The sequence below is a fragment of the Pseudomonas sp. MWU12-2037 genome, from assembly GCF_023242345.1.
GTDB lineage: Bacteria > Pseudomonadota > Gammaproteobacteria > Pseudomonadales > Pseudomonadaceae > Aquipseudomonas > Aquipseudomonas gingeri_D.
Genome location: NZ_JALLIZ010000007.1, coordinates 22,299 through 48,442, shown reverse-complemented (window position 1 = coordinate 48,442; position 26,144 = coordinate 22,299). Strand labels below are relative to the sequence as shown.

Genomic DNA, 26,144 nt, shown 5'->3' with positions numbered 1-26,144 from the left:
GTCCCTGTAGGCGCCGGCTTGCTGGCGATTGCGATCTGACAGTCGACATCATGGTCGCCAGATAAACCGCTATCGCCAGCAAGCCGGCTCCTACAGGATTTGTGTCGTACGCTGGGTTGGCCTAGGTCCCGGTACCTGGCGCAAGCTGGCAAAAACACCCGGGCACAAAAAAGCCCCGCTTTTGAGGGCGGGGCTTTTTTACTGGATCAGTACAAGTTAGATAACTTGAACTTCTTCAGCTTGCATGCCTTTCTGACCGCGGGTAGCGATGAAAGAAACCTGTTGGCCTTCTTTCAGGCTTTTGAAGCCGTCGGATTGGATTGCTTTGAAGTGTACGAACAGGTCGTCACCGGATTGTGGAGTGATGAAGCCGAAGCCTTTTTCATCGTTGAACCACTTAACGGTACCGGTTTGGCGATTAGACATTTGATGTCTCCTTGGACAAAGTTAACTGCGACTCAGGAAAAGCCCTGGCCGAGACTGAGTGCAAAGAGCAGGAAAAATTCTTGGAGATGGTTGGATCGAAATTCAACATCGTGTAGAGATTCTCAGTGACACAAGCAGCACAGTGGCGCCACCATACCCCACTTTCCGAGACGTGCCAATGGTCTTCAACAAGGTTTCGCCTATTTCGTGACTGACGGCGGCCGGCCAGGGGGACAACCCCGCTCAAATAGCCGATTTGTCAGGCAGGGGGACAGCGTCATCGCGAGAAGCGGCGTCGGCGCTTTAACCCGGCGGCGCACCCCGGTAAGATGCCGGACAGAATTTCTCCACCTCGCTATATCAGGACACCCGCCATGAGCATCAAATCGGACAAGTGGATTCGCCGCATGGCGCAAGAACACGGCATGATCGAGCCTTTCGTCGAGCGCCAGGTGCGTGGCGAAGCCGACAACCGGGTGATTTCCTTCGGTGTCTCGAGCTATGGCTACGATGTGCGCTGCGCCGACGAATTCAAGGTGTTCACCAACATCAATTCGGCGACCGTCGATCCGAAAAACTTCGACGCGGGCAGCTTCGTCGATGTGAAGAGCGACGTCTGCATCATTCCGCCCAACTCCTTCGCCCTGGCCCGCACCGTCGAATACTTCCGTATTCCGCGCAATGTGCTGACCATCTGCCTGGGCAAGAGCACCTACGCCCGTTGCGGGATCATCGTCAACGTCACGCCGCTGGAACCGGAATGGGAAGGCCACGTGACCCTGGAGTTCTCCAACACCACCACGCTGCCGGCGAAGATCTACGCCAACGAGGGCGTGGCGCAGATGTTGTTCCTGGAGTCCGACGAAGAATGCGAAGTGTCCTACAAGGACCGTGGCGGCAAGTATCAGGGCCAGCGTGGCGTGACCCTGCCGCGGACCTGACGAAGGGCGCGTCGAAACAGGGAATTCCTCGGCGCGGGTGCACTCTACCGGGTGCACTGTCCCGGTTTGTGCAAGACAGGCCGGGCTTCCACGCTCAGGAGTACCCCCATGAAGAACGATCCAAGTATCAGCGCTCAACTGGCGAAACTTGAACCCAATCAAGTGGGTCTGTTGGCCTGGTCGTTGCTGGCGCATCCCCAGGGCATGACCAGTGGCATCCCGGGTATCCCGGGGCAACCTGATCCGGATACGCCGCAACCCTCCGAGCCCACCACGCCCACCCAGCCGCCCGATAACGGCGAGCCGCTCATTCCCGACAATACGCCTTCTCCCGACGCCTGAGCCCTGTTTTGGCCTTTCGACGGGCTTCGATCGAGCGCGACTCCTGTAGGCGCGTGGCTTGCCAGCGACTTTTTTGGCGGCCTCAAGGGCCATTTCGCGGGTAAGCCATGCTCCTGCAGGACGGTGTCGACTCTCGATCATCTATACGATACAAAGCTGTGGCCAAGACCCAGAAAAAAAGGCCACCCATGACGTTTGCCATTCCCGCGTATTTTTCCCGCTGCTTGTTCGCCGGGTTGTTACTGACCGGCACTGCCATTGCCGCGCCACAGCCGCTGACCAGTAGCGCTGTTTCCCAACAGGAAGCCACCAGCAGCCGACTCGACCGTATCGTTCAGCAGGGCGTATTGCGCGTTGGCACCACCGGTGACTACAAACCGTTCAGCTACAAGAATGCGGATGGTTTTATCGGCCTGGATATCGAGCTGGCCGAAGGGCTGGCGGCATCCCTGGGGGTCAAGCTGGAACTGGTGCCGACCACCTGGCCGACGCTGATGGGCGATCTGCTGGCCGACAGGTTCGACCTGGCGATCAGCGGAATCTCGGTGAACATGGAGCGCCAGAAGCTGGCGTTTTTCTCACAGCCTTACCAGCGTGACGGCAAGACGCCGATCACCCTCTGCTCCCGGCAGCAGGACTTCCAGACCCTGGCCCAGATCGACCGGCCGAATGTCCGGGCTATCGTCAATCCCGGCGGGACCAACGAGAAGTTCGCCCGTGCCAACCTCAAGCAGGCGCAGATCCTCGTGCATCCGGACAACGTGACGATTTTCCAGCAGATCGTCGACGGCAAGGCCGACCTGATGATGACCGACGCGGTGGAGACCCGGGTGCAGCAGAAACTGCACCCGGAGCTGTGCGCGGTGCATCCGGACCAACCTTTCGATTTTTCCGAGAAGGCCGTGTTGCTGCCCCGTGACATCGTGCTCAAGCAGTATGTCGACCAGTGGCTGCACCAGGATATGGAAAGCGGCCGCTTCGCCAAGCGCCTGGAGACGTGGCTGGCCTATCCATGGCCGGCGGCGCACGGCTGAAGAGCCGTTTCGATTACTTCAGATTGCCACTGAGGAACTGCCGTAGCCGCTCGCTCTGCGGATTGCCCAACACATCGTCCGGCGCGCCCTGTTCTTCCACCAACCCCTGGTGCAGGAACAGCACCTGGCTGGAAACCTTGCGGGCGAAGCTCATCTCGTGGGTCACCATGATCATGGTCCGGCCTTCCTCGGCCAGCCCCTGGATCACCTTGAGCACTTCACCGACGAGCTCCGGGTCCAGCGCCGAGGTCGGTTCGTCGAACAGCATCACTTCCGGCTCCATCGCCAGCGCCCGGGCAATTGCCACGCGCTGCTGCTGGCCGCCAGACAGGAATGCCGGGTACTGATCGGCAACCCGCGCCGGCAGGCCGACCTTGTCCAGGTAGCGACGGGCACGGTCCTCGGCGTCTTTCTTGCTCACCCCCAGCACCCGGCGCGGGGCCATGGTGATGTTTTCCAGCACGCTCATGTGGCTCCACAGGTTGAAGTGCTGGAACACCATGGCCAGGCGGGTGCGCAGGCGCTGCAACTCGGCGTCGTCGGCGACGCGCATGCCGTGCTTGTCGCTGACCATGCGGATCGCCTGGCCGTCGAGGCTCATGGCGCCGTCATTGGGCGTTTCGAGAAAGTTGATGCAGCGCAGGAAGGTACTCTTGCCCGAGCCGCTGGCGCCGATCAGGCTGATCACGTCGCCGGTCTTGGCCTTGAGCGAGACGCCCTTGAGCACCTGGTGTTCGCCATAGCTCTTGTGCAGGCCTTCAATGGTCAGTTTGTACATGGGCACCTCAAGGAGAAAGTAGATAGCCGCTGCGATAGGCTTCGCGGCCGGCGACATGGGCAATCACCATGCCGGCCGTGGCCATGCGGCGTAGCGAGCGGGCATAGAGCAGGCCCGCCGCGCTGCAATGAACAGGGGTGACGCGGTCGCTGAGCGGGTCGATGATCTCGGCGATCAACTCTCCGGCTTCCAGGTATTGCCCCGGCACGGCGCTGAACACCAGCAGCCCGCCCAGCGGCGTGCTCACCGGCTCGACACCGGCCAGCGGCGTTGCCGGGTGCGGCAGCTCCGGCAAGGGCGCGGGCTCGCCGGCGATGGCGCCGAAGTGCGTCAGGTAGTCGAGGATCGCCTGGCAGTCGAGACGTGCCTGGGGATGATTCACATCGCCCTGGCCGCGCAGTTCCACGGTCACCGAAAAACTGCCCTGGGGAATCGCGAACCGGTCGCCGAAGCGCTGGCGCAGGTCCCACCAGAGCAGGGTGAAGCATTCGTCGAACGACTGGCCGCCGGAATCGGTCGCCAGCAGGCTGGCTTGCGAGCCGATATAACGGGCCAGCGGTTCAACCTGCGGCCAGGCTTCGGGCGTGGTGTACAGATGGGCCACGGCTTCGAAGTCGCAGTGCAGGTCCAGGACCATGTCCGCGTCGCAGGCCAGTCGTTGCAACGCCAGGCGCTGGGATTGCAACTGGGTCGCCGGCACCTCCGCCGCCAGGGCGGTCTTGAGGTGGCTGCGGATCAGTTGCAGGTTGTGCGCCGGATCGTCGCTGAGTTGCTCTTCGATCTGGTTGCCGATCTCGTCACTCAGATCGACGAACCAGCGATTGAAGTTCTGCCCGCTTTCCAGCTCATAGCGCCCCAGCGGCACGTCCATCAGCACCTGTTCCAGGCCGATCGGATTGGCCACCGGTACCAGCACGATTTCGCTGCGCAGGGCGCCGGCCTGTTCCAGCTCGGCCAGGCGTTGCTTGAGGTGCCAGGCCACCAGCATGCCGGGCAGTTCGTCGGCGTGCAGGGACGACTGGATGTAGATCTTGCCCGCGGACCGCGACGGACCGAAATGAAAGCTGTGGATCTGCCGGGTCGTGCCCGGCAGGGGAGCCAGCAGCTCGTGAGTCAGATGACGCATGCTCTGGAGTCCTAGTGTGCCGGGCCGAGAAAGGCCAGCCAGCGGCGCTCGGCCAGACGGAACAGACCGACCAGGGTAAAGGTGATCGTCAGGTAGATGATCGCGGCGATACCGAACGACTGGAAAGTCATGTAGGTCGCCGAGTTGGCGTCCCGGGCGATTTTCAGGATGTCCGGGATGGTCGCGGTGAACGCCACGGTGGTGGAGTGCAGCATCAGGATCACTTCGTTGCTGTAGTAGGGCAACGAGCGGCGCAGGGCCGAGGGCATGATCACATAGGCGTAGAGCTTCCAGCCGCTCAGGCCATAGGCCTTGGCCGCCTCGACTTCACCGTGGTTCATGCTGCGGATCGCCCCGGCAAAGATCTCCGTGGTGTAGGCGCAGGTGTTCAGGGCGAAGGCGAGGATGGTGCAGTTCATCGCATCGCGGAAGAACGAGTTCAGCAGCGGCTGTTCGCGGACCGCTTCCAGGCTGTAGATCCCGGTGTAGCAGATCAGCAGTTGGATATACAGCGGCGTGCCACGGAACAGGTAGGTGTAGAACTCCACCGGCCAGCGGATGCGACGCTTGGGCGAGACCCGGGCGATGGACAGCGGGATCGACACCAGGAAACCGAAGAAGATCGAGGCGCTGAGCAGCCACAGGGTCATGGCCAGGCCGGTGATGTGCTGGCCGTCGCTGTAGAGGAACGGCCGCCAGTATTGCTGCAAGAGTTCGATCATCGCACGGCCTCCCGGGCGCCCGCGGCGTAGCGGCGTTCCAGCCAGCGCAGGACATAGTTCGAAGCACTGGTAATAAGCAGGTAGATCAAGGCGGCGAGTACCAGGAAGTAGAACAGTTGATAAGTGCTCTTGCCCGCGTCCTGGGCAGCCTTGACCAGGTCGGCCAGGCCGATGATCGAGACCAGCGCGGTGGCCTTGAGGATCACCATCCAGTTGTTGCCGATCCCCGGCAGGGCAAAGCGCATCATTTGCGGAAAGGTCACGAAGCGGAACCGCTGGGCCCGGGTCAGGCCATAGGCGGTGGCGGCTTCAAGCTGCCCGCGTGGCACGGCGAGAATCGCGCCACGGAAGGTTTCGGTGAAATAGGCACCGTAGATAAAGCCCAGGGTGATGACCCCGGCGGCAAACGGGTCAATCTCGATGTAGTCCCAGTCCATGGCATCGGTCAGGGTCGAGAGCCAGGTTTGCAGGCTGTAGAAAATCAGCAGCATCAGCACCAGGTCGGGCACCCCGCGAATCAGCGTGGTGTAGAGCTGGGCCGGAATGCGCAACAGGCTGAAGCTGGATAATTTGGCACTGGCGCCGAGCAGGCCCAGTAGCACGCTGACCAGCAGCGAGAGGATGGAGAGCTGGACGGTCATCCAGGTGCCTTGCAGCAGGATCGGGCCAAAGCCCTTCAGGCTGAAGGCCGAAAGCCCCAGAGTTTGCAGGAGGTTGTCGAACATGAAAAATCAGACCTTTGGCAGTCGAAAAGGCGCCCCTCGGACGAGGGGCGCCAAGGGATCACTTCCCGCTGTACAGGTTCAGATCACCAAAGTTCTTCTTCTGGATTTCCGCGTACTTGCCATCTTTGTGTAACGCGTCGATACCTTTATCCAACAGGGCTTTCAGCTCTTTGTTGCCTTTTTTGATACCGACCGCGGTTTTAGCCGGCAGCAGTGGATCGTCGATCGGCTTGCTGACTTCGTAGCCGGCGCCCGCTGGCGACTTCAGGAAGCCCAGTTCGGCTTGCAGCATATCCTGCACCGAAGCGTCGAGGCGGCCGGAGGTCAGGTCAGCATAAACCTGGTCCTGGTTGGCGTAGGCCTTGGTGGTCACACCAGCCTTGTCCAGTACGGCCTTGGCGTAGGCTTCCTGGATGGTGCCTTGCTCGTAGCCCACGGTTTTGCCCTTGAGGGACTCAGGCGTGGAGAAGTTCGCACCCTTTTTGAACACCAGGGAAGTCGGGCCGGAGAACAGCTCCTTGGAGAAGTCAATGGCCTTCTCGCGGGCTTCGGTCACGGTCATCGACGAAATCACACCGTCGAACTTGTTGGCGTTCAAGCCCGGGATCATGCCGTCGAAGTCACTTTCGACCCATTTGCACTTGACCTTCAGCTCGGCACAGATGGCGTTGCCCAGATCAATGTCGAAGCCGACCAGGCTACCGTCTGCAGCCTTGGATTCGAATGGCGCGTAGGAAGGATCGACGCCGAAGCGCAGTTCCTTGTATTCCTTGGCCATAGCGGAACCGGCGGCCATGCAGAGAGCCAGTGCAGAAAGGGTCAGCAATGCTTTTTTCATTATTTATTCCCTAAAAACCAATATGAGCGCTTGTGGCGCACTGAGTACTGTTACTGGAACGCGTATGACCTGATAAAAGTAGCAATTTCCGAACCAGAGTCACGAACAAGTGTTTTAAAAGGCAGGAATATGGCTCCGAGCCAGCTAATCATGCCCGAAATTGGGCGGCTGAAATAAATTGCACAATATTGGTGCGTCCGCGAGTGAGAAAAGAGTGCAGTTACGCGGCGGGAAGGGTGACATCCGTAACTTTAGGAACCGACTTGCCAGCGATGAGGCCATCGCTGGCAGGCCGGACCCGGCCGTGGAGTGTTACTTGCCGGGCGTCAGGGTCAGGCGCGTGGTGCCGTAGGCCTTGTCGAAGTTCTGCTGCTGCATCGGGAAGCTGACGTACTGGGCCTTCAGCCAGCCATCGATACCGCTGGCGTAGCTCGGGCTGGCCGGGTTGCCGGACTGTCCGGGGCTCTGCTGGCCGCTCATCGGTTCGATCTGGCCGAAGTCGACGATCATGCGCACGCCGGGCACCTGGGTGACATCGAAGTTCCCGCCGCCCCAGGCATAGGCCGAGGTGTTCAGCGTGGTGTGGTCGCCGCCGGCCTGGATCGGTCCGCGAATCACCTGGCCGGCGCCGTTCTTCCAGCTATAACGGTGCAGCGTGCCCCATTGCCAGGCCTTGTGATTGCTGCCTAGCAGGCTGTCACCGGCGCTGATCGCCGCCGCCAGGCTGCGGGCCAGGATCGCCGGCTTGTCTTCCTTCTGTGGCGTGCGGCTGTCATCCCAGAACGGGCTGTCCTCGCGGCCCAACAGGTGATCGGTCTGGGCCGAGTAGGACAGCTTGCCGTTGGCGACAAAGGCCTGCCACACCGGACCGTTTTCCGGGCCGAGTTTGTCGAGGAAGATCTGCTTCATGCTTTCCTGCAGGAACAGTTCGTACAGCGCGGCGTCGGCCGAGGTCGCGCTGAGCCTGCCGTCGAACGCCATCAACCGGCTGAGGGCTTCGCGTGCCTTGCCGCGTTCGGCTTCCGGCAGGGCGTCGATGGCCTGCTTGAGCGGCAAGGCCATGCCTGGCGCTTCGAACATCTTCTTCAGCTTGTTGGCGAACGTGGTGCTCTGGTCGTATTGCATGGCGATGGTGCTGCGGCTGTCCTGCTTGCCGGCCGCGGCCAGTTCAGCCAGGCGTTCGCCGCGTTCCGGGTAGTACCAGGCGTTGGACAGTTGCATGCCGTAGCCGCGCGCCGCCGTGCGCTGGTTGGCGGTGCCCAGCCAGCCCTGGCCCGGGTCCTGGTCATAAGGGTGGAGCATCGCGTCGGCGTAGCCGTCCCAGTCGAAGCGGCCGTCCCAGCCCGGCGACGGCAACAGGCCTTCGCCTTCGCGGCGGTTGGGGAAGCGCCCGGTGACCTGCCAGCCGATATGACTGGCGTCGGCAAAGACCATGTTCAGCGCGATGGCGCGGATTTCCCGGCTGGCATCCGAGGCTTTCTCGGCGCTCTGGGCACGGGACAGGTCGAAGAACGCATCCAGGCTCTTGTCGTCCTTGAACGAGGCGCTCTGCAGGGCCAGGCCGTAGCCGCCGGTCAAGGCGCTGTTGTCCAGTGCACTGTTGAGCAGCGGGCCGTGGCGGGTTTCGAACACCGTCTCGCGGATCGAGCGCTGGCCCTTGATGAAGTAGGTTTCGTTGCGCACGATGGCCGGCAGCCACTTGCCGTCGGCTTCGTAATAGAGCGCATTGCCCTGGCGCTTGAGTTTTTCCAGGAACAGGTCCTGGTTGTCCCCCGGGACGGCGGCCATGCTCCAGGCCACCTTGCCGTTGAAACCGGACAGCAGCATCGGCAGGCCGGCGATCGAGGTCCCGGCGGCCCGGTACTTCGGCGCGTAAATTTGTACGTAGTTCCAGGCGGCGGGGGCGCTGGTCGGCTGTTGCAGGTCGGCGGCCAGCAGGCTCTTGCCGCTGCGGGCGCGTTGCGGGCCGATGGCCCAGTTGGTCGAGGTGCCGGAGCCGAGGATATTCAACGCGGCGACTTGCTCGGCGGCCTTGTTCAGCGCGCCGAGGCCCGAGACCTGGCTCAGGGCGATGCCCTTGAGTTTCTCGGCTTCGGCCAGGGGCAGCGGTTCGTCCGGGGCGGCCGGGGTCAACCAGGCGAGCTTGTCGACGCCGACTTTCTGCGCCAGGACCAGGCTAGCAATCTCTTGCTGCAGGTTGGCCGACAGGTTGAAGTTGAGCAGGCAGAAGATCAGCGCCGAATCTTCCGGCTTCCAATATTCCGGCTGGTAGCCGCTGCTGGCCAGATCCGGCGGCAGCTTGTCGCGGTAGCGGAACAGGTAGGCGTTGACGCCGCGCGCATAGACTTCGAAGAAGCGCTTGAGCCGTGGCGACGAGGCGTTGTACAACTCGCCGGCGCTTTTCTTCAGGTTGACGGCGCGCATGAATCGGTCGCTGTCGAGGGCGTCCGGGCCGTTGATTTCGGCGAGCCGGCCCTGGGCGAGCAGGCGCAGGGTGACCATCTGGGTGATGCGGTCGCTGGCGTGGACATAACCGAGGGTGAACAGCGCATCGTGAAAGCTGTTGCTTTCGATCAGCGGCATGCCGAGGCTGTTGCGGCGTACCGAGACGTTCTGTGCCAGGCCCTTGATCGGCTGTACGCCGGAGGTCGGTGGCAGGCTGTCCTGGGAGTTCCAGGTCTGGCAACCAGTCAGGCCGAGCAGGCCCGCCATGGCGGCGGCAACGCCACATTGCTTGAGAGAGAAGGAAAAGGCTGGCGAGGCCATGGCAAAGCTCCTGCGGGGGGTAGCGTCAGTAAAGGCGCTACGTTAGTGAGCAGGAGGAAGGCGCGCAAGACAGCGGGCGGGCTTATTTCGAGTTTTGAGCGATAAATCGGAAGGGAAAAGGCATGAACAGGGATATCCAGGTAAACGCGGCGTTGATCCTGATCGACCAGCAGCAAGGCATTCTTCATCCGCGGCTGGGACCACGCAACAATCCCGAGGCCGAGGCGCGCATGCTTGAGCTGTTGCAACACTGGCGTGAAACCGCGCGTCCGATTGTGCATGTCCAGCATCTGTCGCATTCGCCGGAGTCGGTGTTCTGGCCCGGACAGTCGGGAGTCGAGTTCCAGCAGCGCTTTGCGCCGGGGGAGGGCGAACGGCTGGTGCGCAAGCGGGTGCCGGATGCGTTTTGCGCGACCGGGTTGGAGGCTTGGCTACGCGAGAGCGGTATCGAGCAGTTGGTGATTGTCGGCGTAGCGACCCATAACTCCGTGGAGGCGACCGCGCGGACGGCCGGCAACCTCGGGTTTGAGACCTGGGTGGTGGAGGATGCGTGCTATACCTTCGACAAAGCCGACTATTTTGGTACGCCCCACACTGCCCAGGAGGTTCATGCCATGTCCCTGGGCAATCTGCATGGCGAGTATGCGACGGTGGTGTCCAGCCGCGTGCTGCTCGGGCTACAGGGCGTGGTTGACCATGGCCTGCACGGTGTCCCGTGAACAGCGCTCGATCCACGCCTGCACGCCATACACTTCGGCAAACAGCCTCGGGCTGAGAATCGCCTGGGGCGCGCCGTTGGCAAACAGGCGACTCTGGCGCAACACCGCCAACTGATCGGCATACCGCGCCGCCAGGTTGTTATCGTGTAATACCACCACGGCAAGCAGGCTGTGTCGGCCTCTTCGCGGGCAAGCTCCGCTCCCACATTGGAATCGTGGTCGTACGACAAACTTGTGCCTTACTCGGTCAGTGTGGAGGCGGCGCTTGCGCAACCGCGAGGGAGCTGGGTGGGAAGTGACATCGGCGTTCGAGCGCCAGCCTGAATAGAGCACCGCTGACACTAACGAAAAAAACCGGAAAAAGGCCTTCGCCGTTTGTCTGAACTGTCAGAAATGACAGTAGTGACAACCGGACGCCTGCGGCTAAATTCAATGGGACAGAAAGATATCCCCTGAAACGGGGTCCTGAATGACTTTGCATTGAGCTTTAAAGCCCTCTAGGTCCCAATGCACGAGTGATGAAAAAATGAAAAAACAATTAGAGGCATTCGTTTCACCTCTTTCCACCTTCTCGATTATTAACTACGAGAGAAAGGAAGTGCTCTCTTTATCACCTTCGCTCTATCAGAGATTATTGCCGGCAGAGAATTACCTTGTTATTAATAGTTGGGGCGCGGGAGTTGCGGGAGGACGCTTGTCAGCAAGCACGCGTGTGAATGAGCACGGGCGGAGAGTGAGCTATAATTCGGCTCCGTTCACGTTGTCGATAAAGGGGGCGTCAACCCAGTGCGTATTCAATATAAGTCAGCATGGGGATCAAGTTTTTTATACGTCCACGACCCCTCACGGAACCGTTTACCCACGAGCAATTTTTTATGATGACGTCATCGGAGGTGTGGCCTTGATGGTCAAGGAGCCGGCAGGAATTGCTCGCAATAAAAATGTAAAGAAACCAACAAAATCTCATGACAGGTCCTACTTGTCAGAGGAGGATTGTGAAACCAAGGGGATCGCCCCCGCCAATGCATCCAGTTCTATCGTAATTCCCGACACCGAGAAATTCTCATTACTGACCAACGCCAATATGTACTTCTCAGGGAGTATTTATCAAACGATGGATGGCGTGTTGGTGAGAATCCATGATTGGATCATAGACGACGCAGGTGCCTGGGGTGGGTGGGGGGGATATTTTGCACTTACCGACGACGAGAATAACCTTTACCCTGATGGTATATCCATGTTGATGATAGACGATGGGTTTTCAGAGGGTAAGGCGATCATTGAGTTCAATCACAACTCCCTCGATAAAACCGTCACTATCACGGTGCTGTCACACACCAGTAAAGTATGTGACCTCAGAGATTTGACGGAGGTGGGAGAGCCTTTCCCCTATACAATCTGTTTTGCCCTGTAAACAGGTTGGAGGCGCGGGACTCAGACCAGATGCAGATGGTTGTCCCACAGCCCAGCCGGCAGCTCCAGCGGCTGGGCTGTCAATTCCTTCTGGCGACAATCGTAGAAGCGACAGCGGCCCTGGCCGGAGGTGACCACGAAACCGTCTGCCACCGCGCCGACGCCCGCGCAGTCCGGTAATGGTGCATCCAAGCGTACGGCGCCGCTGTCCAAATCCCAGATAAAGAAGCGGTTGCCCCGAGGCGCGGTCAACGCCACCAGGCGCAACTCGCTGTGTACCGCGACGCTGGCGGTGTAATGCGCCATGGCCTGCAACTGCTGCTCGGCCACCGGGAAGGCGACAAAGGGCCGGCCGGGACGCTTGATCGCCAGCAACTCGGAGGACTCATGGGATGGTCCCATGAACTGCTGGCCGGCAACGATGGTGCCGTCACTGGCCACGCCCAGATGGCGCACGCTGTTCATCTGCTGGGGCAGGGTTTCCTTGCTCAGCAGGGCGCCGTCGCGGCGCATCAGCACCAGGCTCGGCTCCATGGCATCGAGGTTCATCTCCACCCGGCTTTCGGCTTCGGTGCGAATCCCGCCGTTGGCGACGACCAGGGTCTCGCCATCGGGCATCCACGACACCTGGTGTGGGCCGATGCCATGGGTCGAGATCTCGCCACTATGAACCAGACGCTCACCTTCGAAACGATACACACCCAACAGGCCACGGCCCGGATCGGTGGTGTCATTCTCGGTGGCGTACAACCAGTCGCCGCTCCTGTGGATTACCGCATGCCCATAGAAATGCCGGTTCGGCTGTGAAGCGAGGGTCTGCAGCAGGCGGCCATCCCGCAGGTCGATCAGGTAACTCTCGGTGCCGGGACGTCGCGCGACGAACAGCGCCAGGGGCTGGCTCGGGTGGTTGATGATGTCGTGGCAGCGCTGGCCGACCCGGGTGGCGAAGACCTGCGTCCCGTCCAGCCGATAGCCCACGGCATAGTGCCCGCCGTCGCTGTCGTCACGGGCAGAGAGCAGCAGCGGGCTTTGGTCTTTTTGCCGGAGCAGGCGCCAGCCGCCCAGCGTCAATGCGCTGAGCAGCAGGCTGCCGAAAGTCAGGGCCTGGCGTCGCAACATCATCAATCCCCGTCGTTGGCGTTGAAGCCCAGTTGGATACCCAGCGCCTTGGCCAGTTCGCCTTCGTGCAGGCGGTGGACGACGTTGAGGCTGTCGTAGAGGTCGTTGAGCTGCTGGCGTCCGGCGTCGTCGCCGAGCAGGTCGGTCAACGAACGCTGGGTACTGTCGAACAGCTTCAGGGACGCGGCGTAGGCGGCGTCGATCTTGTCCGCCAAGGCTTTTTGTTCCGCCGGCAGCAGGTTGCGCAGGCCCTTGTTATCGACACCGATCCAGACGGTCCGGGCGGCGGCCAGGCTGGCGCGCATACCTTGCAGCGACGTCTGGCTGCGCCAGGCCTCGGCCTGGAAGGGCTGCGGGATGCCCTTGGTCTGGCGGCCCATGGGCGTGCCGAGTTTTTTCTTCAGGGTATCGAGGGCGGTGACCTGGACCCGCAGCAGATCGGCGATGGCTTCGTGGGAGTCGGCGTAGCGCTGGTTGGGGAACTTGCTCATCTGCGCGAGCATGCCGTCGCTGGTTTCCCAGCGCGAGAGGATCTCTTCGGCGAGGACTTTCTGGCGTTTGCCGATGGCCGTCAGCAGTGGGCAATAGCGGGCTTTCTGCGCGCTGTCGGCCATATCGATCTTGCTGTCGTAGAGGATGTATTCGTAGGCCGAGAGGCCCTGGACCACGACGCTGGACTTGGCCAGGGCGTCGGCGTCGATCTGCGGCTGGGCGCTGACCAGTTGCTCGACCTGGCGGCCCACCAGGTTTTTCTTGTCCGGCCAGAACTGCACCTGCCAGGAACGATTACCCTCGGCCAATGGCCCGATCAGCAGCGGCTGCAATTCCGCCCAGGCTTTCTGCGCATGGAGGAAGTCGGCGCGGGCGGTTTCCAGGCTCTCCTTGCCTTCGCAGAAGGCCAGGGCGCTGATGGCCAACTGGCGGTCGGCGTCGACCCAGCGGCTATAGGTCGGCAGGATCACCTGCTTGGCGATCGCGGCGGAGGTCAGCGCCTGCGGGTCCTGGGGCGAGCAGGCGCCGAGGACGAGGGCGGCTAGGCTGGTGAACAACAGTTTCGGGCGGAACATGTCCGTGTCCTCTTACAAAGAATTCAGGAATGCCAGCAACGCGGCGCGTTGTTCGGCATTGAAAGACAGCACCTGCTGCTGCGCCGGCAAGGCCTCGCCGCCATGCCAGAGCACGGCTTCGAGCAGGTTGCGGGCGCGGCCGTCATGCAGGAACTGGGTGTGGCCGCTGACGCTCTGCGTCAGGCCGATACCCCACAGCGGCGGGGTGCGCCAGTCATTGCCGTCGGCGAGGAACTCGCTGCGCTGGTCGGCGAGGCCGGGGCCCATGTCATGCAGCAGCAGGTCGCTGTAGGGCCGGATCAACTGGTTGGCCAGCTCGGGTTCGGCGGCCGTGGCCGAGGTGGTGAATTGCGGGGTATGACAGGCCTGGCAACCGACCTGGTAGAACAGGCTCTTGCCGGCCAGTACCTGCGCCGCGCCGACGTCACGCCGTGCCGGTACCGCGAGGTTGCGGGTGTAGAAGGTCACCAGGCGCAGGATGTTGTCGCTGACTTCCGGCTCGCCGTCCGGACCGCCGCCGTGGGGCGCTTGCAGGCAGTCGGTCTGGGTCGGCGTGCAGTCGTCGAAGGGGCGCAGGCTGCTGGTCAGGCCCATGTCGCTGGAAAACGCGTGGACGTTCTGTTGATTGATATTCGGTTGCCCGGCCTTCCAGCCGAAGCGGCCGAGGACGGTCTTGCGCTGGGCATCGTCCCAGACCCGGTTCGGCCGGCCGTTGACCCCCAGCCGTTGTTGCTGCCGGGCGTTGGCCAGGATGGCTTGCTCGGGAATCGCTTCGAGCAGGCCGAGGCCGATCATCGGCGGGGCGATGCGCGCGGAAAACAGTGTCTGTGGGTGCATCGGGCCGTAGCCCAGTTGGGTGATGCGCAGCGTCGGTCGGCGCAGTTCGATTTCGGTGCCGTCCTTGAAACGTATCGGCACCGCTTCGTAGTCGACCCGCACCTTGCCTTCCGGGGTGACACCGGGGATGGCCATGTCCTGCAACTGTCCGCCATAGACGGGTTCCGGTACCACGCCCTGGCGTTCGATCAGATTGGCGTACATCGGGTTGTTGGGAATCGACAGGCGCACCAGCATCGACACCGCGTTATCCGCTCCCGGCGCCGGCGGATGTCCGCGGCCGTCCTTGATATGGCAGTTCTGGCAGGCGTTGGTATTGAACAGCGGGCCGAGGCCGTCGCGGGCTGTGGTGGTTGACGGCGCGATGACCCAGGGGCTGCGGAAGAAACTGTTACCGACGCTGAAGTCCAGGCGTCGCTCCGGCGAGAGGTTGGCCGAGGGTTGCGAGAAGGCATTGCGATCGTGTTTGCCCACCGTGGTGGTGCCACCGGATCGAGCTTCGCCGGGTTCGGGCTTGGTAAAGCGCGGGGCGTCGTCGCAGGCGCTCAGGCCAAGGGCCAGGAGCAGCGTCGACAGGCGAAGGGGCAGCGAGGGCATCGGTGTCCAGGGGGTGAGAGGGATCGGGCGCGAGTTTATCAGTCTCGATACATTTGAATAAGAGGGATTAGCATTTACTTGATTTATGACACTGCGCGGCTTTGTGGGGGCTGGCTTGCCCTCATGTAGGAGCGAGCTTGCTCGCGATGGTCGTCAACGATGACACGGGGCATCTGATACCCCGCGGTGCCTGGGCTACCATCGCGAGCAAGCTCGCTCCTACATGAGGGGGGGACAAGGGCCGATCAGAAATCGTGATCGGCGTTATCCGGGTTCAGGTCGCTGATGCCCAGCTTGGCCGCCGCCTGCTCGATGGAACCGGTCTGCTTGACCAGCGCGGAGATGGCGTCGCGCACGATCTTGTTGCCAGGCTCGTTGCCGGACGCGATCAACTGGTCGTAATGCTCACCCTTGTTGGCATGGTCGACCATGATCTGGATCTTCGCTTCGGTGGCCTGCAGGTCGTTTTTCAGTGCTTCGTCGGTCGCCGGGTCGGCCTTGGCCACCAGGGAGGACAGGCTCGGGCCGGTCAGCTTGGTGCCGTCGATACGGGTGTATTCACCCAGGTAGACGTTGCGAATGCCCTTGGCATCGTAGAAGTGCGAGTTATGGGTGTTGTCGCTGAAGCAGTCCTGCTCGTCTTCCGGCGAGTTGGCCTCCAGCGACACCTTCATGCGCTCGCCCGCCAGTTCACCGAGGGACAGGCTGCCCATGCCGAACAGCATCTTGCGCAGGCCACTTTCCGCCGGCTCGGCTTCCAGGCTGGCGCGATAGTTGTCGGCCACACCCGGTTTCCAGTTGCCGACCATCTCTTCCAGGTCGTTGACCAGCAGTTGGGTCACGGCCTTGAGGTAGGCACGCCGACGATCGTTGTGCCCGCCAGTGGCGCCGGCACCTTCCAGGTAGTCCGAGGCCGGACGGTTGCCGGCGCCCGGGCCGGTGCCGTTCAGGTCCTGGCCCCAGAGCAGGAATTCGATGGCGTGGTAGCCGGTGGCGACGTTGGCTTCGGAGCCACCCAGCTCGTTCAGGCTGGCGAGTTTTTCCGGGGTGATCTCGCTGACATCGACCTTGTCTTCGCCGACCTGGATCTGCGGATTGGCGATGATGTTGGCGGTCGCGGCCGGATTGCCCAGGGCATGTTCGTAGGAGCTGTCGACGTAGTCGATCAGGCCTTCATCCAGGGGCCAGGCGTTCACCTGACCTTCCCAGTCGTCGATGATGGTGTTGCCGAAGCGGAACACTTCGCTTTGCAGGTACGGCACGCGGGCGGCGATCCAGGCGGCGCGGGCGGCCTTGAGTGTCTCTTCGTTCGGCTTGGCGAGGAAGGCGTCGACAGCGGCTTGCAGGTTCTTCGCGGTGGATTCGGCATCGCTGAACACGGCGAAGACGATCTCGGTGTAGTGGGCGACCACGGCCTTGGCGGCGGCTTCATCGACCTTGGCGGCGGCATCGTCGGCGGGCGCCTGGGCGGCCGCGGCAGGGGCCTGGGTGGCCGCTGTGGATTTTTCCTTGTCCTTGTCGCCACAACCGGCGAGGGTGATGGCGATGGCCAACAGACTGGCGGTGGCCAGAGGCATGCGAATCATGGCGAACATCCTGCTTCGAGAGGGGGGATGGGGGCGCACGGCCCCGCAAAACCGGCACATAATGCGAAGGATTTGCATTCTGTGTAAAGGGCTTAGTGATTGAAATATTTGGTATTAAAGCGCCGGTTGATCCCGGCGGATTTTGCAGGTGCGAGCTTGTTGGCCCCGAGCCTTACAAGATCGCCGCATTGCTGCGCTGTGCCTGCTTGAGATACGCCGCCAGCTCCCGGGCCGGCAGCGGCTTGCTGTAGTGGTAGCCCTGGCCCTCGTGGCAGCCTTCGGAAATGATGTAGGCCTCCTGCTCGACGGTCTCCACGCCTTCGGCGATCACCTGCATGCCGAGACTCTTGCCCAACTGGATGATCGCCCGGACGATGGTCGCGTCGTCGTCGTCATCGAGCAGGTCCTGGACGAAGCTCTTGTCGATCTTGATCTTGTCCAGCGGCAGGCTCTTGAGATAGCTCAGCGACGAGTAGCCGGTACCGAAGTCATCAATGGCGATCAGCGCGCCGGAGCGGCGCAGGCTCAGCAGGTGCTGGGCGGCGGTGCTGATGTCTTCCATCAGGCCGGTTTCGGTGACTTCCAGTTCCAGGCTGCGCGGCGGCAGGCGGTACATCTGCAGGAGGTTGTTGACCACCCGCGGCAGCTCGGCGTGGTGCAGTTGCACGGTGGACAGGTTGACCGCCATGCGCAGGTCGCTGAAGCCCTGGTCGTGCCATTCGCGCAACTGGCGGCAGGCCTGGTCCAGCACCCACTCGCCGATGGCGATGATGGTGCCGTTCTGCTCGGCCAGGGGAATGAACAGGTCCGGCGGCACCAGGCCGTGTTCCGGGTGCTGCCAGCGGATCAGTGCCTCGACGCCCACCACCCGGTGGTCGCGGTAGCTGATCTGTGGCTGGTAGACCAGGTAGAACTGATTGCGGTTGAGGGCTTCGCGCAGGTCTTTTTCCAGTTCGCGACGGCGGCGCATTTCGCTGTCGACGCTGGCGATATAGAACTGGTAGCGGTTGCGCGAGCGGGTCTTGGCCAGGGTCATGGTCTGTTCGGCTTTCTGCAGCAGCTTCTCGGTGCTGTCGCCGTCTTCCGGGAACAAGGTGATGCCGATGGTGGCGCGCAGGCGGATTTCCTGGTGATCCAGGGCAAACGCCGCTTCCAGATCGTCAAGGATACTCTGGGCCAGCTCGGCCGCTTCATAGGGTTGTTCGATATCGGCCTGGACCAGGGCGAACTGGTCGCCACCCAGCCGGGCCAGGGCGCCGAGGCGGCCGCTGTGGGCGCGCAGGCGGTCGGCCAGGGCCAACAACAGTTGGTCGCCGACCTGGTAGCTGAATTGTTCGTTGATGCCCTTGAAGTCGTCCAGACCCACGCAAAGTACTGCGACCCGACGTTGCAGGCGCCCGGCGTCCACCAGGATCTTGTCCAGTTGCTGTTGCAACTGCTGGCGATTGGGCAGGCCGGTGAGGAAGTCGTACTGGGCCATGCGCAGCAGGCTGTTTTCCGCTTCGTGACGCAGGTGGGTGTTGCGCTCGATGGATGCCAGCAACTGGTTGGCGGTGTTGACCCAGATGCCCAGTTCGTTCTTTTCATGGCCCTTGAGCTGCGGCAACAGGTGTTCGCTGGGGCGGTCCGGGTTGACGGTACTCAGGTGCCCGATGATCCGCGACAGCGGTTTGGTCAGCAGCCAGTGATAGACCAGGTACAGCACCAGGCCGAGGAACAAGGCCCGCAGCACGCCGGAGATGAAGATGATCACCGAGTTGACCAGGAACCCCTGGCCGTAGGTGGCGGTGTCGAGGGTGATGCTCAGGTCGCCGTAATATTCGCTGTAGGGGCCGCGACCGACCAGTTGTGTGCTGAAGGTACTTTCCTGGCCAAGGATAGGATCGGTCAGCCAGCGGCTGGAAGTCTTTTGCAGATCGCGGGATTTTTCCGCGAGCATGGCCTCGTTGGGATGGCCGATGGAGGCCATGCGCACGGCGTCATCCTGGAACAGGCCTTCGATCACTTGCATGCCCATCTCGCGGTCGAGGCTGTAGACGGCCTGGGTCGAGGGGTCGCGGAACATATCGAGAATGCGCTGGGCATCGCTGGCCACGGCCTGCCGGGTCTTGTAGGCATCAAAGACGATCTGCGCACAGCTCAGTACGGCGCCGACAATCAGCGCCGACAGCAGCACGACCCGGAGCAACTTCACCGACAAGCTGTTCTTGAGTTCCAGCTTCAAAGGGCTATTCCTTGTTCCGTGCGGATGGCATCAAGTTGCCATGAGTATTGGCAATCCGGCCCGGTCAGTCAAAGGGACAATGCAAGCGGCGAGAACCCGTGCTCATGCTTGGCCGATCAGGTGGCTCCCGGACTCTTCAGGCCATGGAGACTGTGTCGGTCGCTCAAGCCGTCTACTTGAGGGGCTAGCGCGTCATTTTCCCGGATTATTCAGGTTAGTTCCTGTCGGCGCGGCAGGCATAAAAAAACCCGGCGAGGCCGGGTTTTTTTGCGCAGCGGGTTCAGTCTCAAGCGGTGAAGGCTTTGCCTTCGAACTGCTCGGCGACGAATTTCCAGTTCACCAGGTTCCAGAACGCCTCGACATACTTAGGGCGGACGTTACGGTAGTCGATGTAGTAGGCGTGTTCCCAGACGTCGCAGGTCAGCAGCGGGGTGTCACCGCTGGTCAGCGGGTTGCCGGCGCCGATGGTGCTGGCCAGGGCCAGGGAGCCGTCAGCCTTTTTCACCAGCCAGCCCCAGCCGGAACCGAAGGTGCCGACGGAAGTCTTGGTGAACTCTTCCTTGAACTTGTCGAAGGAACCGAACGCGGCGTTGATGGCTTCAGCCAGCTTGCCGGTCGGTTGACCGCCGGCGTTTGGCGCCAGGCAGTTCCAGTAGAAAGTGTGGTTCCAGACCTGAGCGGCGTTGTTGAAGATGCCGCCGGAGGAAGACTTGACGATTTCTTCCAGGGTCTTGCCTTCGAACTCGGTGCCTGGCACCAGGTTGTTCAGGTTCACGACATAGGTGTTGTGGTGCTTGTCGTGGTGATACTCCAGGGTTTCCTTGGAGATGTGCGGCTGCAGGGCATCATGTGCATAAGGCAGCGGAGGCAATTCGAAAGCCATGGTGATTCTCCTAATCAGGTCAGTTGCGGTGAGCGCAAGGCCGATCACGGCGGCCATACAGGCGTGCGCCGGGGAGTTTGTACTCTTTGCGGCGCAAGACTCGGATCATAGCACCGGGGTGGCGGCTTAACCACGCAACAACTGTGTGGAATAGAGGTTCCAGAGCCTTTTGGAATAAGTCAGCCGGCGCCGATCAACTGGGCGGCGACGCTGAACATCATCACGGCCACCAGCAGGTCGAGCAGGCGCCAGGTGGCCGGGCGCGCCAGCCACGGGGCCAGCCACGCCGCGCCCAGGGCCAGGCTGAAGAACCACAGCAGCGAAGCGCTGGCGGCGCCCATCACGTAGGCGCCGGGCTCGGTCTGCTGGGCGCCGAGTGAACCGATCAGCAGCACGGTGTCGAGGTACACGTGGGGGTTGAGCAGGGTCACGGCGAGAGCGCTGAGCAGTACGGCGCGCAGTGAGCGCACGGTCTGACCTTCGCCTTGTTGCAGGCTCTGGCGGGAAAAGGCCCGGCGCAGCGCCAGGCTGCCGTACCAGAGCAGGAAGGCCGCGCCACCCCAGCGGGCGAACGCCAGCAGCGTCGGGTTGTGTGCCAGGACGGTGGCGAGGCCGAAGACCCCCGCGGCCACCAGGATCGCATCGCAGAGTACGCACAGGGCCGCCACCGGCAGGTGGTGTTCGCGACGCAGGCTCTGGGCCAGGACAAAGGCGTTCTGTGTGCCGATCGCCATGATCAGGCCGGCGGCCACCAGCATGCCATTTAGATAGCTCTGCCACATGACGCTTACTCCCCGTGTTCGGCCAATTGCCGCAAGACCTGCAGGGCGCGTTCGGCGTCGTCGCGACCGACGAACAGGTGGTCGTGGTAATAACCGGCGATCACGTTGCAACTGATACCGGCTTTGCCCAGGGCGCCGGCGAAAGCGGCGGTGAGGCCGACCGCTTCCAGGGCCGAGTGCACGTTGAGGGTGATCCAGGCCGCCAGATAGTCGAACGGCAGGCCGAGGGCCTGGGCGTCTTCGCGGCGCAGGATGACGGTCAGGCCTTCGCGTTCGCGAAAGCTGCCGATGGGCTCGCGGCCATTGAGCCGGCTGGCGTCGGTCAGGCTGCAGAAAACGTAGTCGCCCTCGTTGAGTTCGGGGCTCATGCTGCGCAGCAGCACGCTCAGGGAAGTTTCGCCGGCCATGTCGGTGTCCTTGGATAAACAGTGGATGTGGGCATTCTGCGGGGCGATGTTGTATAAGAAAAACCAATAGTGCTGATCACTCATTAGGAGAACTGATGTTCGACTATAAATTGCTCTCCGCCCTGGCGGCCGTGGTCGAGCAGGCCGGCTTCGAACGGGCGGCCCAGGTGCTGGGGTTGTCGCAGTCGGCGATTTCCCAGCGGATCAAGTTGCTCGAAGCCCGGGTCGGCCAGCCGGTGCTGGTGCGGGCCACGCCACCGAGCCCGACCGAGATCGGCCGGCGCCTGCTCAATCATGTGCAGCAGGTGCGTCTACTTGAGCGCGACCTGCAGAGCCAGGTGCCGGCGCTGGACGAGGAGGGCCTGCCGGAACGCCTGCGTATTGCCCTGAATGCCGACAGCCTGGCGACCTGGTGGGGCGAGGCGGTGGGGGATTTCTGTGCTCGTCAGCACCTGCTGCTGGACCTGGTGGTGGAGGACCAGACCGTGGGCCTCAAGCGCATGCGTGCTGGCGAGGTAGCCGCGTGTGTCTGCGCCAGCGAGCGCCCGGTGGCCGGCGCCCGCAGCGTATTGCTGGGGGCAATGCGCTATCGCGCGCTGGCCAGCCCTGCGTTCATTGCCCGGCACTTTCCCCAAGGCATAGATGCGCAGACGCTGGCCCGCACGCCGGCGCTGGTGTTCGGTCCGGACGACTTTCTGCAACACCGTTACCTGGCGGCACTGGGCGTGGAGGGCGGTTTCGAACATCATCTGTGCCCGTCATCGGAAGGTTTTATCCGCCTGACCGAGGCCGGCCTGGGCTGGGGGTTGGTGCCGGAATTGCAGGTGCGCGGGCAGCTGGCCCGGGGCAGCCTGGTGGAATTGATCGCGGATAAAACCATCGATGTGCCGCTGTACTGGCATCATTGGCGCAACGGCGGGCAATTGCTCGGGCAGTTGACCGAGCACCTGGCGCGTTCGGCGGCGCAATGGCTGGTGCCTCTGGCATGATCGGCGGCGTCCAGGTAGCAGGCAGGACGAATCAAGGTATGTGGAGCAATCGATGAAAATTCTGGTTACCGGCGCAAGCGGCTTTATCGGCGGGCGCTTTGCGCGTTGCGCCCTGGAGCAGGGCCATGAGGTGCGGGTCAATGGCCGCCGGGCCGAGAGTGTCGAGCATCTGGTGCGGCGTGGCGCCGAGTTTATCCAGGGCGACCTGACGGACCCGCAACTGGTCCGCGAGCTGTGCCAGGATGTCGAGGCCGTGGTGCATTGCGCCGGCGCGGTGGGCCTGTGGGGACGTTATCAGGACTTCCACCAGGGCAATGTGCTGGTCACCGAGAATGTGGTCGAGGCCTGCCTCAAGCAGCAGGTCCGGCGCCTGGTGCATCTGTCGTCGCCGTCGATCTATTTCGACGGTCGCTCGCACCTGGGCTTGACCGAGGAGCAGGTGCCCAAGCGTTTCAAGCACCCTTACGCGGCGACCAAGTACCTGGCCGAGCAGAAGGTCTTCGGTGCCCAGGAGTTCGGCCTCGAAGTCCTGGCGCTACGCCCGCGCTTCGTCACCGGCGCTGGTGATATGAGCATCTTCCCACGCCTGCTGAAGATGCAGCGCAAAGGCCGGCTGTCAATTGTCGGCAACGGCCTGAACAAGGTCGATTTCACCAGCGTGCACAACCTCAACGAAGCCTTGCTGAGCAGCCTGCAGGTCGGTGAATCAGCCCTGGGCAAGGCCTACAATATCAGCAACGGCACCCCCATTCCGTTGTGGGATGTGGTGAACTACGTGATGCGCCAGATGCAGGTGCCGCAGGTGACCCGCTACCGCTCCTTCGGCCTGGCCTACAGCGTCGCGGCCTTGAACGAAAGTGCCTGCGCTCTCTGGCCGGGACGCCCGGAACCGACCCTGTCGCGCCTGGGCATGCAGGTGATGAACAAGGATTTCACCCTCGACATCAGCCGCGCCAGGCATTATCTCGGGTACGACCCCAAGGTCAGCCTGTGGGCGGCCCTCGACGAGTTCTGTGCCTGGTGGAAAGCCCAGGAGCCCGCGGCCGTTTAAATATTCGGTTACCACAACTGAACCGAGTTCCGGGTTCAGGGTCGATCAGAGCGGTGGGTTGGGCGGTTATACTCGCTGCATTTCGCTATCACTGCGGTTCAGAAAGGTTCCTTCATGCGTAACGATGCCAACGACGATTTTGATGATGTGCCCAGCCTGCGTGCCGATGCGGACGACCATGAGGAACATGTGGGCACTGCGCCCGTGCGTGAACGCACGCGTACCCAGGTCGCCGCCACGCCACGGCTCAAGGTCAAGGTGCCGAGCACCGGGCCGCTGTGGGCGCTGGTCGGGGCCTTGTTCATTGCCTTCGCTGGCCTTGCCTGGTGGAGTTTCCAGCAGATCAGCCTGATGGAGCAGCAACTGGTGGCGACCCAGGAAAGCTTTGCGCGTATCAGCGAGGAAGCGGCTGGGCGTTTGCAGGCGATTTCCGGGAAAGTGGTCGCCAGCGAGTCAAGCGTCAACAGCGACAGCGAAGCGCTGAAGTTGCAGATCCGTCAGCTTGAAGGCAAGTTGCTCGAGCAGGGCCGCCAGCAACAGGGCGTTGCCGGGCAGGCCACCGGCCTTGAGCAGCGGCTGCAACAGATGAGCGCGCTGACGGCGGACCAGCAGACCGCCAACACCCAGTTGCAGGCCCAGGTCAAAAGCCTGACGGCGGAACTGGCCAGCCTGAAGGCCGGCCAGGGCGACGCGGGCAAGCTCGACGCGCAGGTAAAGAGCAACGCCGCCGAGATTGCCGCCTTGAAAAAGCAGGGTAATAGCAGCGCGGCGGTCGAGCGTATCGAACAGGAACTGATCGTGCTCAAGAGCGAGCAGGACAACCGTCAGGCCGCGGGTGGACAGGCGGCTGGCAACACGGCGGAGTTCGATGCCTTCCGTGGGCAGGTCACGCGCAATATCACCACCCTGCAGAACCAGATCCAGAACCTGCAGGAGCAGATCAGCGCCAAGCCCGGAGCATAGCGCCTGGCTTCAGGGCCTCTTCGCGGGCAATCGAGCGTCGACCGGCCGCTCCTACAGTTTCGTGTCGTACACAAGATTTGTATTCGACGCTGAACTGTAGGAGCAGGGCTTGCCCGCGAAGCTTTTGGCGACCACGCGGTATGGCGGGGGAATTTTTGGTTTCAGGGCACTCGCCAAGGGTTTCACGGTCTGATCAGGTGTAGGCGGGCATTGGCCCGCCTACGTCGGTCAGCGTCGCTGTCCGGCGCCCCTTAGCGGTCCAGGAGGCCGCCATGTACCCTCGAATCCTTCTTGCTGCAAGCCTGTCCCTGCTGCTGTCCGCGTGCGTGCCCTACTACGATGGTGGGGCCACCTACTACCGCTCCGATGTCTACACCGCCCCGGCTCCGGCCTATTACTACGGCGACGGCTCCTACTACCGGCGCGACTATTATGTGCCCGCGCCACGCTATTACGCACCGACCTATCGCCCTTACCCGAACCGGGGTTGGGGTTGGGATCGGCATCAATGGAGCGGTGACGACCATGGCGGCCACGGCGGTCACCGTGGCGACGGTGGCCGTGGACACGGCAACGGCAACGGACGCTGACCCGGGCAACTTCGATCAGTAGTCCGACAAGTCCGCCAGCGGGTGACGTCCCTCCCAGGCCTTGTGGAAGTGCGCCTCGACCACCGCTTCCGGCACGGCGGCGATATCCGGCCAATGCCAGCGCGGTTCGCCGTCCTTGTCGATCAGCCGTGCCCGCACGCCTTCGCTGAACTCCGGATGACGGCAGCAGTTGAGGCTCAGGGTGTATTCCATCTGGAACACCTGCGCCAGCGACAGGTGCCGGGCCCGGGCGATCTGTTCCCAGACCAGGTGCGCGGTCAGCGGGCAGCCTTCCTTGAGTTGCCTGGCCGCCCGGGCCAGGCGTTTGTCGGCGTCTTCGGCCAATTGCGCAATGGCCTTCCAGGCACAGTGCACATCGCTGACATCCAGCAATTCATCGATGCGATCGCGTAGCGGCAACCATTGCGCCTGCGGCTGCGGTTGCTGATCGCGGGCCTGACGCTCCAGGGCCTTGAGCAGGCTGTTGAGCTGCATCGCCGTCTGTTCCTGCCAATTGAGTTGCAACAGCCCTTCGATCAGCTCTTCCTGTTGATCGTCGGCCAGGAGCCGGTCAGCCAGGCCCAGGTCGATGGCGTCGCGTGCGTTCATCTGCGCGCCGGTCAGGCCGAGAAACAAGCCCAGCTTGCCCGGCAGTCGCGAGAGGAACCAACTGGCGCCGACATCCGGGTACAAGCCGATGCCGATCTCCGGCATCGCCAGGCGGCTGCTCGGGGTGACGATACGAATGGATGCGCCTTGCAGCAGGCCCATGCCGCCGCCGAGGACATAACCATGGGCCCAGCACAGCACCGGCTTGGGATAGGTGTGCAGGCGATAGTCGAGGCGGTACTCCGAGGCAAAGAACACGCTGGCCAGCGGAGGTACGGCGCCGGGGTGCGCCTGGCAGGCCTGGGCCAGGCTGCGCACTTCGCCGCCGGCGCAGAAAGCCCGGGCGCCGTTGCCGCGCAACAGCACGCAGGCAATGTTCGGATCCCGCGCCCAGGTCTCCAGACGTTCGTCCAGAACCTGGATCATCGGCAGGGACAGCGCGTTGAGGGTGTGTTCGGCATCCAGGGTGGCGATACCCAGGCGGGCACCGTTGATACCGGTGAGCTCTTCGAAATGCAGGTTCATCGTGACCTCGCTACTCGTTGAATGCACAGTATGATCCTTGTGTGGGAAAGTGCCGGTTCTGTCGCGGATCAATTGACAAGCGTGA

26 protein-coding genes and 1 pseudogene are annotated in these 26,144 nt (G+C 62.5%); 10 read left to right on the top strand and 17 right to left on the bottom strand.

What is annotated here, in order from left to right:
• Window positions 1–216: 216 nt before the first annotated feature.
• A complete protein-coding gene (locus M5B42_RS14650; protein WP_002554837.1) occupies window positions 217–426 on the bottom strand; it encodes a cold-shock protein in 210 nt (69 codons plus the stop codon).
• 374 nt (window positions 427–800) lie between these two features.
• Here M5B42_RS14650 and dcd point away from each other — a divergent pair, with 374 nt between their 5' ends.
• The 3 genes from dcd to M5B42_RS14635 all read left to right on the top strand — a co-directional run bounded on the left by dcd (window position 801) and on the right by M5B42_RS14635 (window position 2,743).
• On the top strand, window positions 801–1,367 hold the full coding sequence (gene dcd, locus M5B42_RS14645; RefSeq protein ID WP_100944471.1) for a dCTP deaminase: 567 nt from the start codon (window positions 801–803) through the stop codon (window positions 1,365–1,367).
• A gap of 108 nt (window positions 1,368–1,475) precedes the next feature.
• Entirely contained in the window at window positions 1,476–1,709 is a 234-nt protein-coding gene (locus M5B42_RS14640) for a hypothetical protein (protein ID WP_103498263.1), read from the top strand.
• 188 nt (window positions 1,710–1,897) lie between these two features.
• On the top strand, window positions 1,898–2,743 hold the full coding sequence (locus tag M5B42_RS14635) for a transporter substrate-binding domain-containing protein (protein WP_103498264.1): 846 nt from the start codon (window positions 1,898–1,900) through the stop codon (window positions 2,741–2,743).
• A gap of 13 nt (window positions 2,744–2,756) precedes the next feature.
• Here the strand turns inward: M5B42_RS14635 and M5B42_RS14630 are convergent, their stop codons facing one another.
• From M5B42_RS14630 to M5B42_RS14605, 6 genes are all read right to left on the bottom strand, one after another.
• Window positions 2,757–3,521: an ATP-binding cassette domain-containing protein gene (locus tag M5B42_RS14630; protein ID WP_103498265.1), complete on the bottom strand. Its 765-nt coding sequence runs from the start codon at window positions 3,519–3,521 to the stop codon at window positions 2,757–2,759.
• Between the two features lie 7 nt (window positions 3,522–3,528).
• Complete coding sequence (locus M5B42_RS14625; RefSeq protein WP_152741335.1) at window positions 3,529–4,647, bottom strand: succinylglutamate desuccinylase/aspartoacylase family protein; 1,119 nt, start codon at window positions 4,645–4,647, stop codon at window positions 3,529–3,531.
• A gap of 11 nt (window positions 4,648–4,658) precedes the next feature.
• Window positions 4,659–5,369 carry an ABC transporter permease gene (locus tag M5B42_RS14620; protein WP_100944466.1) on the bottom strand — a complete coding sequence of 237 codons (711 nt, stop codon included), beginning with the start codon at window positions 5,367–5,369 and terminating at the stop codon, window positions 4,659–4,661.
• Window positions 5,366–6,094, bottom strand: a complete 729-nt coding sequence (locus tag M5B42_RS14615; RefSeq protein WP_100944465.1) for an ABC transporter permease — start codon at window positions 6,092–6,094, stop codon at window positions 5,366–5,368. Before M5B42_RS14615 ends, M5B42_RS14620 begins: the two co-directional genes overlap by 4 nt.
• A 58-nt stretch (window positions 6,095–6,152) precedes the next feature.
• A complete protein-coding gene (locus M5B42_RS14610) occupies window positions 6,153–6,932 on the bottom strand; it encodes a transporter substrate-binding domain-containing protein (RefSeq protein WP_152741334.1) in 780 nt (259 codons plus the stop codon).
• Window positions 6,933–7,244: 312 nt separating this feature from the next.
• On the bottom strand, window positions 7,245–9,698 hold the full coding sequence (locus tag M5B42_RS14605; RefSeq protein WP_248746261.1) for a penicillin acylase family protein: 2,454 nt from the start codon (window positions 9,696–9,698) through the stop codon (window positions 7,245–7,247).
• Between the two features lie 122 nt (window positions 9,699–9,820).
• On the opposite strand from M5B42_RS14605, the gene M5B42_RS14600 reads away from it, so the two are divergent.
• Complete coding sequence (locus tag M5B42_RS14600; protein ID WP_248746260.1) at window positions 9,821–10,417, top strand: cysteine hydrolase family protein; 597 nt, start codon at window positions 9,821–9,823, stop codon at window positions 10,415–10,417.
• Here M5B42_RS14600 and M5B42_RS14595 read toward each other — a convergent pair.
• A complete protein-coding gene (locus tag M5B42_RS14595) occupies window positions 10,376–10,576 on the bottom strand; it encodes a hypothetical protein (RefSeq protein WP_349292780.1) in 201 nt (66 codons plus the stop codon). The genes M5B42_RS14600 and M5B42_RS14595 overlap by 42 nt on opposite strands.
• Window positions 10,577–10,943: 367 nt before the next feature.
• Here M5B42_RS14595 and M5B42_RS14590 point away from each other — a divergent pair, with 367 nt between their 5' ends.
• A complete protein-coding gene (locus M5B42_RS14590) occupies window positions 10,944–11,831 on the top strand; it encodes a hypothetical protein (protein WP_248746259.1) in 888 nt (295 codons plus the stop codon).
• Between the two features lie 20 nt (window positions 11,832–11,851).
• On the opposite strand, the gene M5B42_RS14585 is transcribed toward M5B42_RS14590, so the two are convergent.
• From M5B42_RS14585 to M5B42_RS14575, 3 genes are read right to left on the bottom strand one after another with little or no spacing between them, the layout of a single operon-like run.
• Complete coding sequence (locus M5B42_RS14585) at window positions 11,852–12,949, bottom strand: DUF1513 domain-containing protein (protein WP_248746405.1); 1,098 nt, start codon at window positions 12,947–12,949, stop codon at window positions 11,852–11,854.
• Between the two features lie 2 nt (window positions 12,950–12,951).
• The gene (locus M5B42_RS14580) at window positions 12,952–14,016 is read right to left on the bottom strand and encodes an imelysin family protein (RefSeq protein ID WP_248746258.1); all 1,065 of its coding nucleotides are present in this window, start codon (window positions 14,014–14,016) and stop codon (window positions 12,952–12,954) included.
• A 12-nt stretch (window positions 14,017–14,028) separates the two neighbouring features.
• Window positions 14,029–15,450 carry a di-heme oxidoredictase family protein gene (locus M5B42_RS14575; RefSeq protein ID WP_248746257.1) on the bottom strand — a complete coding sequence of 474 codons (1,422 nt, stop codon included), beginning with the start codon at window positions 15,448–15,450 and terminating at the stop codon, window positions 14,029–14,031.
• Window positions 15,451–15,596: 146 nt separating this feature from the next.
• Here M5B42_RS14575 and M5B42_RS32185 point away from each other — a divergent pair.
• Window positions 15,597–15,674, top strand: a pseudogene (locus M5B42_RS32185) (outer membrane lipoprotein carrier protein LolA); the annotation flags it as partial.
• A 21-nt stretch (window positions 15,675–15,695) separates the two neighbouring features.
• Here M5B42_RS32185 and M5B42_RS14570 read toward each other — a convergent pair.
• The 5 genes from M5B42_RS14570 to M5B42_RS14550 all read right to left on the bottom strand — a co-directional run bounded on the left by M5B42_RS14570 (window position 15,696) and on the right by M5B42_RS14550 (window position 21,332).
• Window positions 15,696–17,036 (bottom strand): imelysin family protein, encoded by a 1,341-nt coding sequence (locus tag M5B42_RS14570; protein ID WP_152741328.1) that lies wholly within the window; start codon window positions 17,034–17,036, stop codon window positions 15,696–15,698.
• Between the two features lie 172 nt (window positions 17,037–17,208).
• On the bottom strand, window positions 17,209–19,260 hold the full coding sequence (locus M5B42_RS14565) for a bifunctional diguanylate cyclase/phosphodiesterase (protein WP_103498274.1): 2,052 nt from the start codon (window positions 19,258–19,260) through the stop codon (window positions 17,209–17,211).
• 286 nt (window positions 19,261–19,546) lie between these two features.
• On the bottom strand, window positions 19,547–20,143 hold the full coding sequence (gene sodB, locus M5B42_RS14560; RefSeq protein WP_103498275.1) for a superoxide dismutase [Fe]: 597 nt from the start codon (window positions 20,141–20,143) through the stop codon (window positions 19,547–19,549).
• A 179-nt stretch (window positions 20,144–20,322) separates the two neighbouring features.
• The gene (locus M5B42_RS14555; RefSeq protein ID WP_103498276.1) at window positions 20,323–20,925 is read right to left on the bottom strand and encodes a LysE/ArgO family amino acid transporter; all 603 of its coding nucleotides are present in this window, start codon (window positions 20,923–20,925) and stop codon (window positions 20,323–20,325) included.
• Window positions 20,926–20,930: 5 nt separating this feature from the next.
• Entirely contained in the window at window positions 20,931–21,332 is a 402-nt protein-coding gene (locus M5B42_RS14550) for an ACT domain-containing protein (RefSeq protein WP_103498295.1), read from the bottom strand.
• A 95-nt stretch (window positions 21,333–21,427) separates the two neighbouring features.
• On the opposite strand from M5B42_RS14550, the gene M5B42_RS14545 reads away from it, so the two are divergent.
• From M5B42_RS14545 to M5B42_RS14530, 4 genes are all read left to right on the top strand, one after another.
• Window positions 21,428–22,321, top strand: coding sequence for a LysR family transcriptional regulator ArgP (locus M5B42_RS14545; RefSeq protein WP_103498277.1), 894 nt, complete (start codon window positions 21,428–21,430; stop codon window positions 22,319–22,321).
• A gap of 52 nt (window positions 22,322–22,373) precedes the next feature.
• Window positions 22,374–23,372: an NAD-dependent epimerase/dehydratase family protein gene (locus tag M5B42_RS14540; RefSeq protein WP_248746256.1), complete on the top strand. Its 999-nt coding sequence runs from the start codon at window positions 22,374–22,376 to the stop codon at window positions 23,370–23,372.
• A gap of 114 nt (window positions 23,373–23,486) precedes the next feature.
• Complete coding sequence (locus M5B42_RS14535; RefSeq protein WP_152741324.1) at window positions 23,487–24,335, top strand: ATPase; 849 nt, start codon at window positions 23,487–23,489, stop codon at window positions 24,333–24,335.
• Between the two features lie 272 nt (window positions 24,336–24,607).
• A complete protein-coding gene (locus tag M5B42_RS14530) occupies window positions 24,608–24,925 on the top strand; it encodes a hypothetical protein (RefSeq protein WP_152741323.1) in 318 nt (105 codons plus the stop codon).
• A gap of 15 nt (window positions 24,926–24,940) precedes the next feature.
• Here M5B42_RS14530 and M5B42_RS14525 read toward each other — a convergent pair whose 3' ends face one another.
• Window positions 24,941–26,059: an enoyl-CoA hydratase/isomerase family protein gene (locus M5B42_RS14525; protein WP_103498281.1), complete on the bottom strand. Its 1,119-nt coding sequence runs from the start codon at window positions 26,057–26,059 to the stop codon at window positions 24,941–24,943.
• Window positions 26,060–26,144: the final 85 nt, after the last annotated feature.

Bases quoted from the DNA above. Each gene is read 5' to 3' on its own strand.
- M5B42_RS14650 (WP_002554837.1), bottom strand. From the start codon at position 426: ATGTCTAATCGCCAAACCGGTACCGTTAAGTGGTTCAACGATGAAAAA.
- dcd (WP_100944471.1), top strand. From the start codon at position 801: ATGAGCATCAAATCGGACAAGTGGATTCGCCGCATGGCGCAAGAACAC.
- M5B42_RS14640 (WP_103498263.1), top strand. From the start codon at position 1,476: ATGAAGAACGATCCAAGTATCAGCGCTCAACTGGCGAAACTTGAACCC.
- M5B42_RS14635 (WP_103498264.1), top strand. From the start codon at position 1,898: ATGACGTTTGCCATTCCCGCGTATTTTTCCCGCTGCTTGTTCGCCGGG.
- M5B42_RS14630 (WP_103498265.1), bottom strand. From the start codon at position 3,521: ATGTACAAACTGACCATTGAAGGCCTGCACAAGAGCTATGGCGAACAC.
- M5B42_RS14625 (WP_152741335.1), bottom strand. From the start codon at position 4,647: ATGCGTCATCTGACTCACGAGCTGCTGGCTCCCCTGCCGGGCACGACC.
- M5B42_RS14620 (WP_100944466.1), bottom strand. From the start codon at position 5,369: ATGATCGAACTCTTGCAGCAATACTGGCGGCCGTTCCTCTACAGCGAC.
- M5B42_RS14615 (WP_100944465.1), bottom strand. From the start codon at position 6,094: ATGTTCGACAACCTCCTGCAAACTCTGGGGCTTTCGGCCTTCAGCCTG.
- M5B42_RS14610 (WP_152741334.1), bottom strand. From the start codon at position 6,932: ATGAAAAAAGCATTGCTGACCCTTTCTGCACTGGCTCTCTGCATGGCC.
- M5B42_RS14605 (WP_248746261.1), bottom strand. From the start codon at position 9,698: ATGGCCTCGCCAGCCTTTTCCTTCTCTCTCAAGCAATGTGGCGTTGCC.
- M5B42_RS14600 (WP_248746260.1), top strand. From the start codon at position 9,821: ATGAACAGGGATATCCAGGTAAACGCGGCGTTGATCCTGATCGACCAG.
- M5B42_RS14590 (WP_248746259.1), top strand. From the start codon at position 10,944: ATGAAAAAACAATTAGAGGCATTCGTTTCACCTCTTTCCACCTTCTCG.
- M5B42_RS14585 (WP_248746405.1), bottom strand. From the start codon at position 12,949: ATGTTGCGACGCCAGGCCCTGACTTTCGGCAGCCTGCTGCTCAGCGCA.
- M5B42_RS14580 (WP_248746258.1), bottom strand. From the start codon at position 14,016: ATGTTCCGCCCGAAACTGTTGTTCACCAGCCTAGCCGCCCTCGTCCTC.
- M5B42_RS14575 (WP_248746257.1), bottom strand. From the start codon at position 15,450: ATGCCCTCGCTGCCCCTTCGCCTGTCGACGCTGCTCCTGGCCCTTGGC.
- M5B42_RS14570 (WP_152741328.1), bottom strand. From the start codon at position 17,036: ATGATTCGCATGCCTCTGGCCACCGCCAGTCTGTTGGCCATCGCCATC.
- sodB (WP_103498275.1), bottom strand. From the start codon at position 20,143: ATGGCTTTCGAATTGCCTCCGCTGCCTTATGCACATGATGCCCTGCAG.
- M5B42_RS14555 (WP_103498276.1), bottom strand. From the start codon at position 20,925: ATGTGGCAGAGCTATCTAAATGGCATGCTGGTGGCCGCCGGCCTGATC.
- M5B42_RS14550 (WP_103498295.1), bottom strand. From the start codon at position 21,332: ATGGCCGGCGAAACTTCCCTGAGCGTGCTGCTGCGCAGCATGAGCCCC.
- M5B42_RS14545 (WP_103498277.1), top strand. From the start codon at position 21,428: ATGTTCGACTATAAATTGCTCTCCGCCCTGGCGGCCGTGGTCGAGCAG.
- M5B42_RS14540 (WP_248746256.1), top strand. From the start codon at position 22,374: ATGAAAATTCTGGTTACCGGCGCAAGCGGCTTTATCGGCGGGCGCTTT.
- M5B42_RS14535 (WP_152741324.1), top strand. From the start codon at position 23,487: ATGCGTAACGATGCCAACGACGATTTTGATGATGTGCCCAGCCTGCGT.
- M5B42_RS14530 (WP_152741323.1), top strand. From the start codon at position 24,608: ATGTACCCTCGAATCCTTCTTGCTGCAAGCCTGTCCCTGCTGCTGTCC.
- M5B42_RS14525 (WP_103498281.1), bottom strand. From the start codon at position 26,059: ATGAACCTGCATTTCGAAGAGCTCACCGGTATCAACGGTGCCCGCCTG.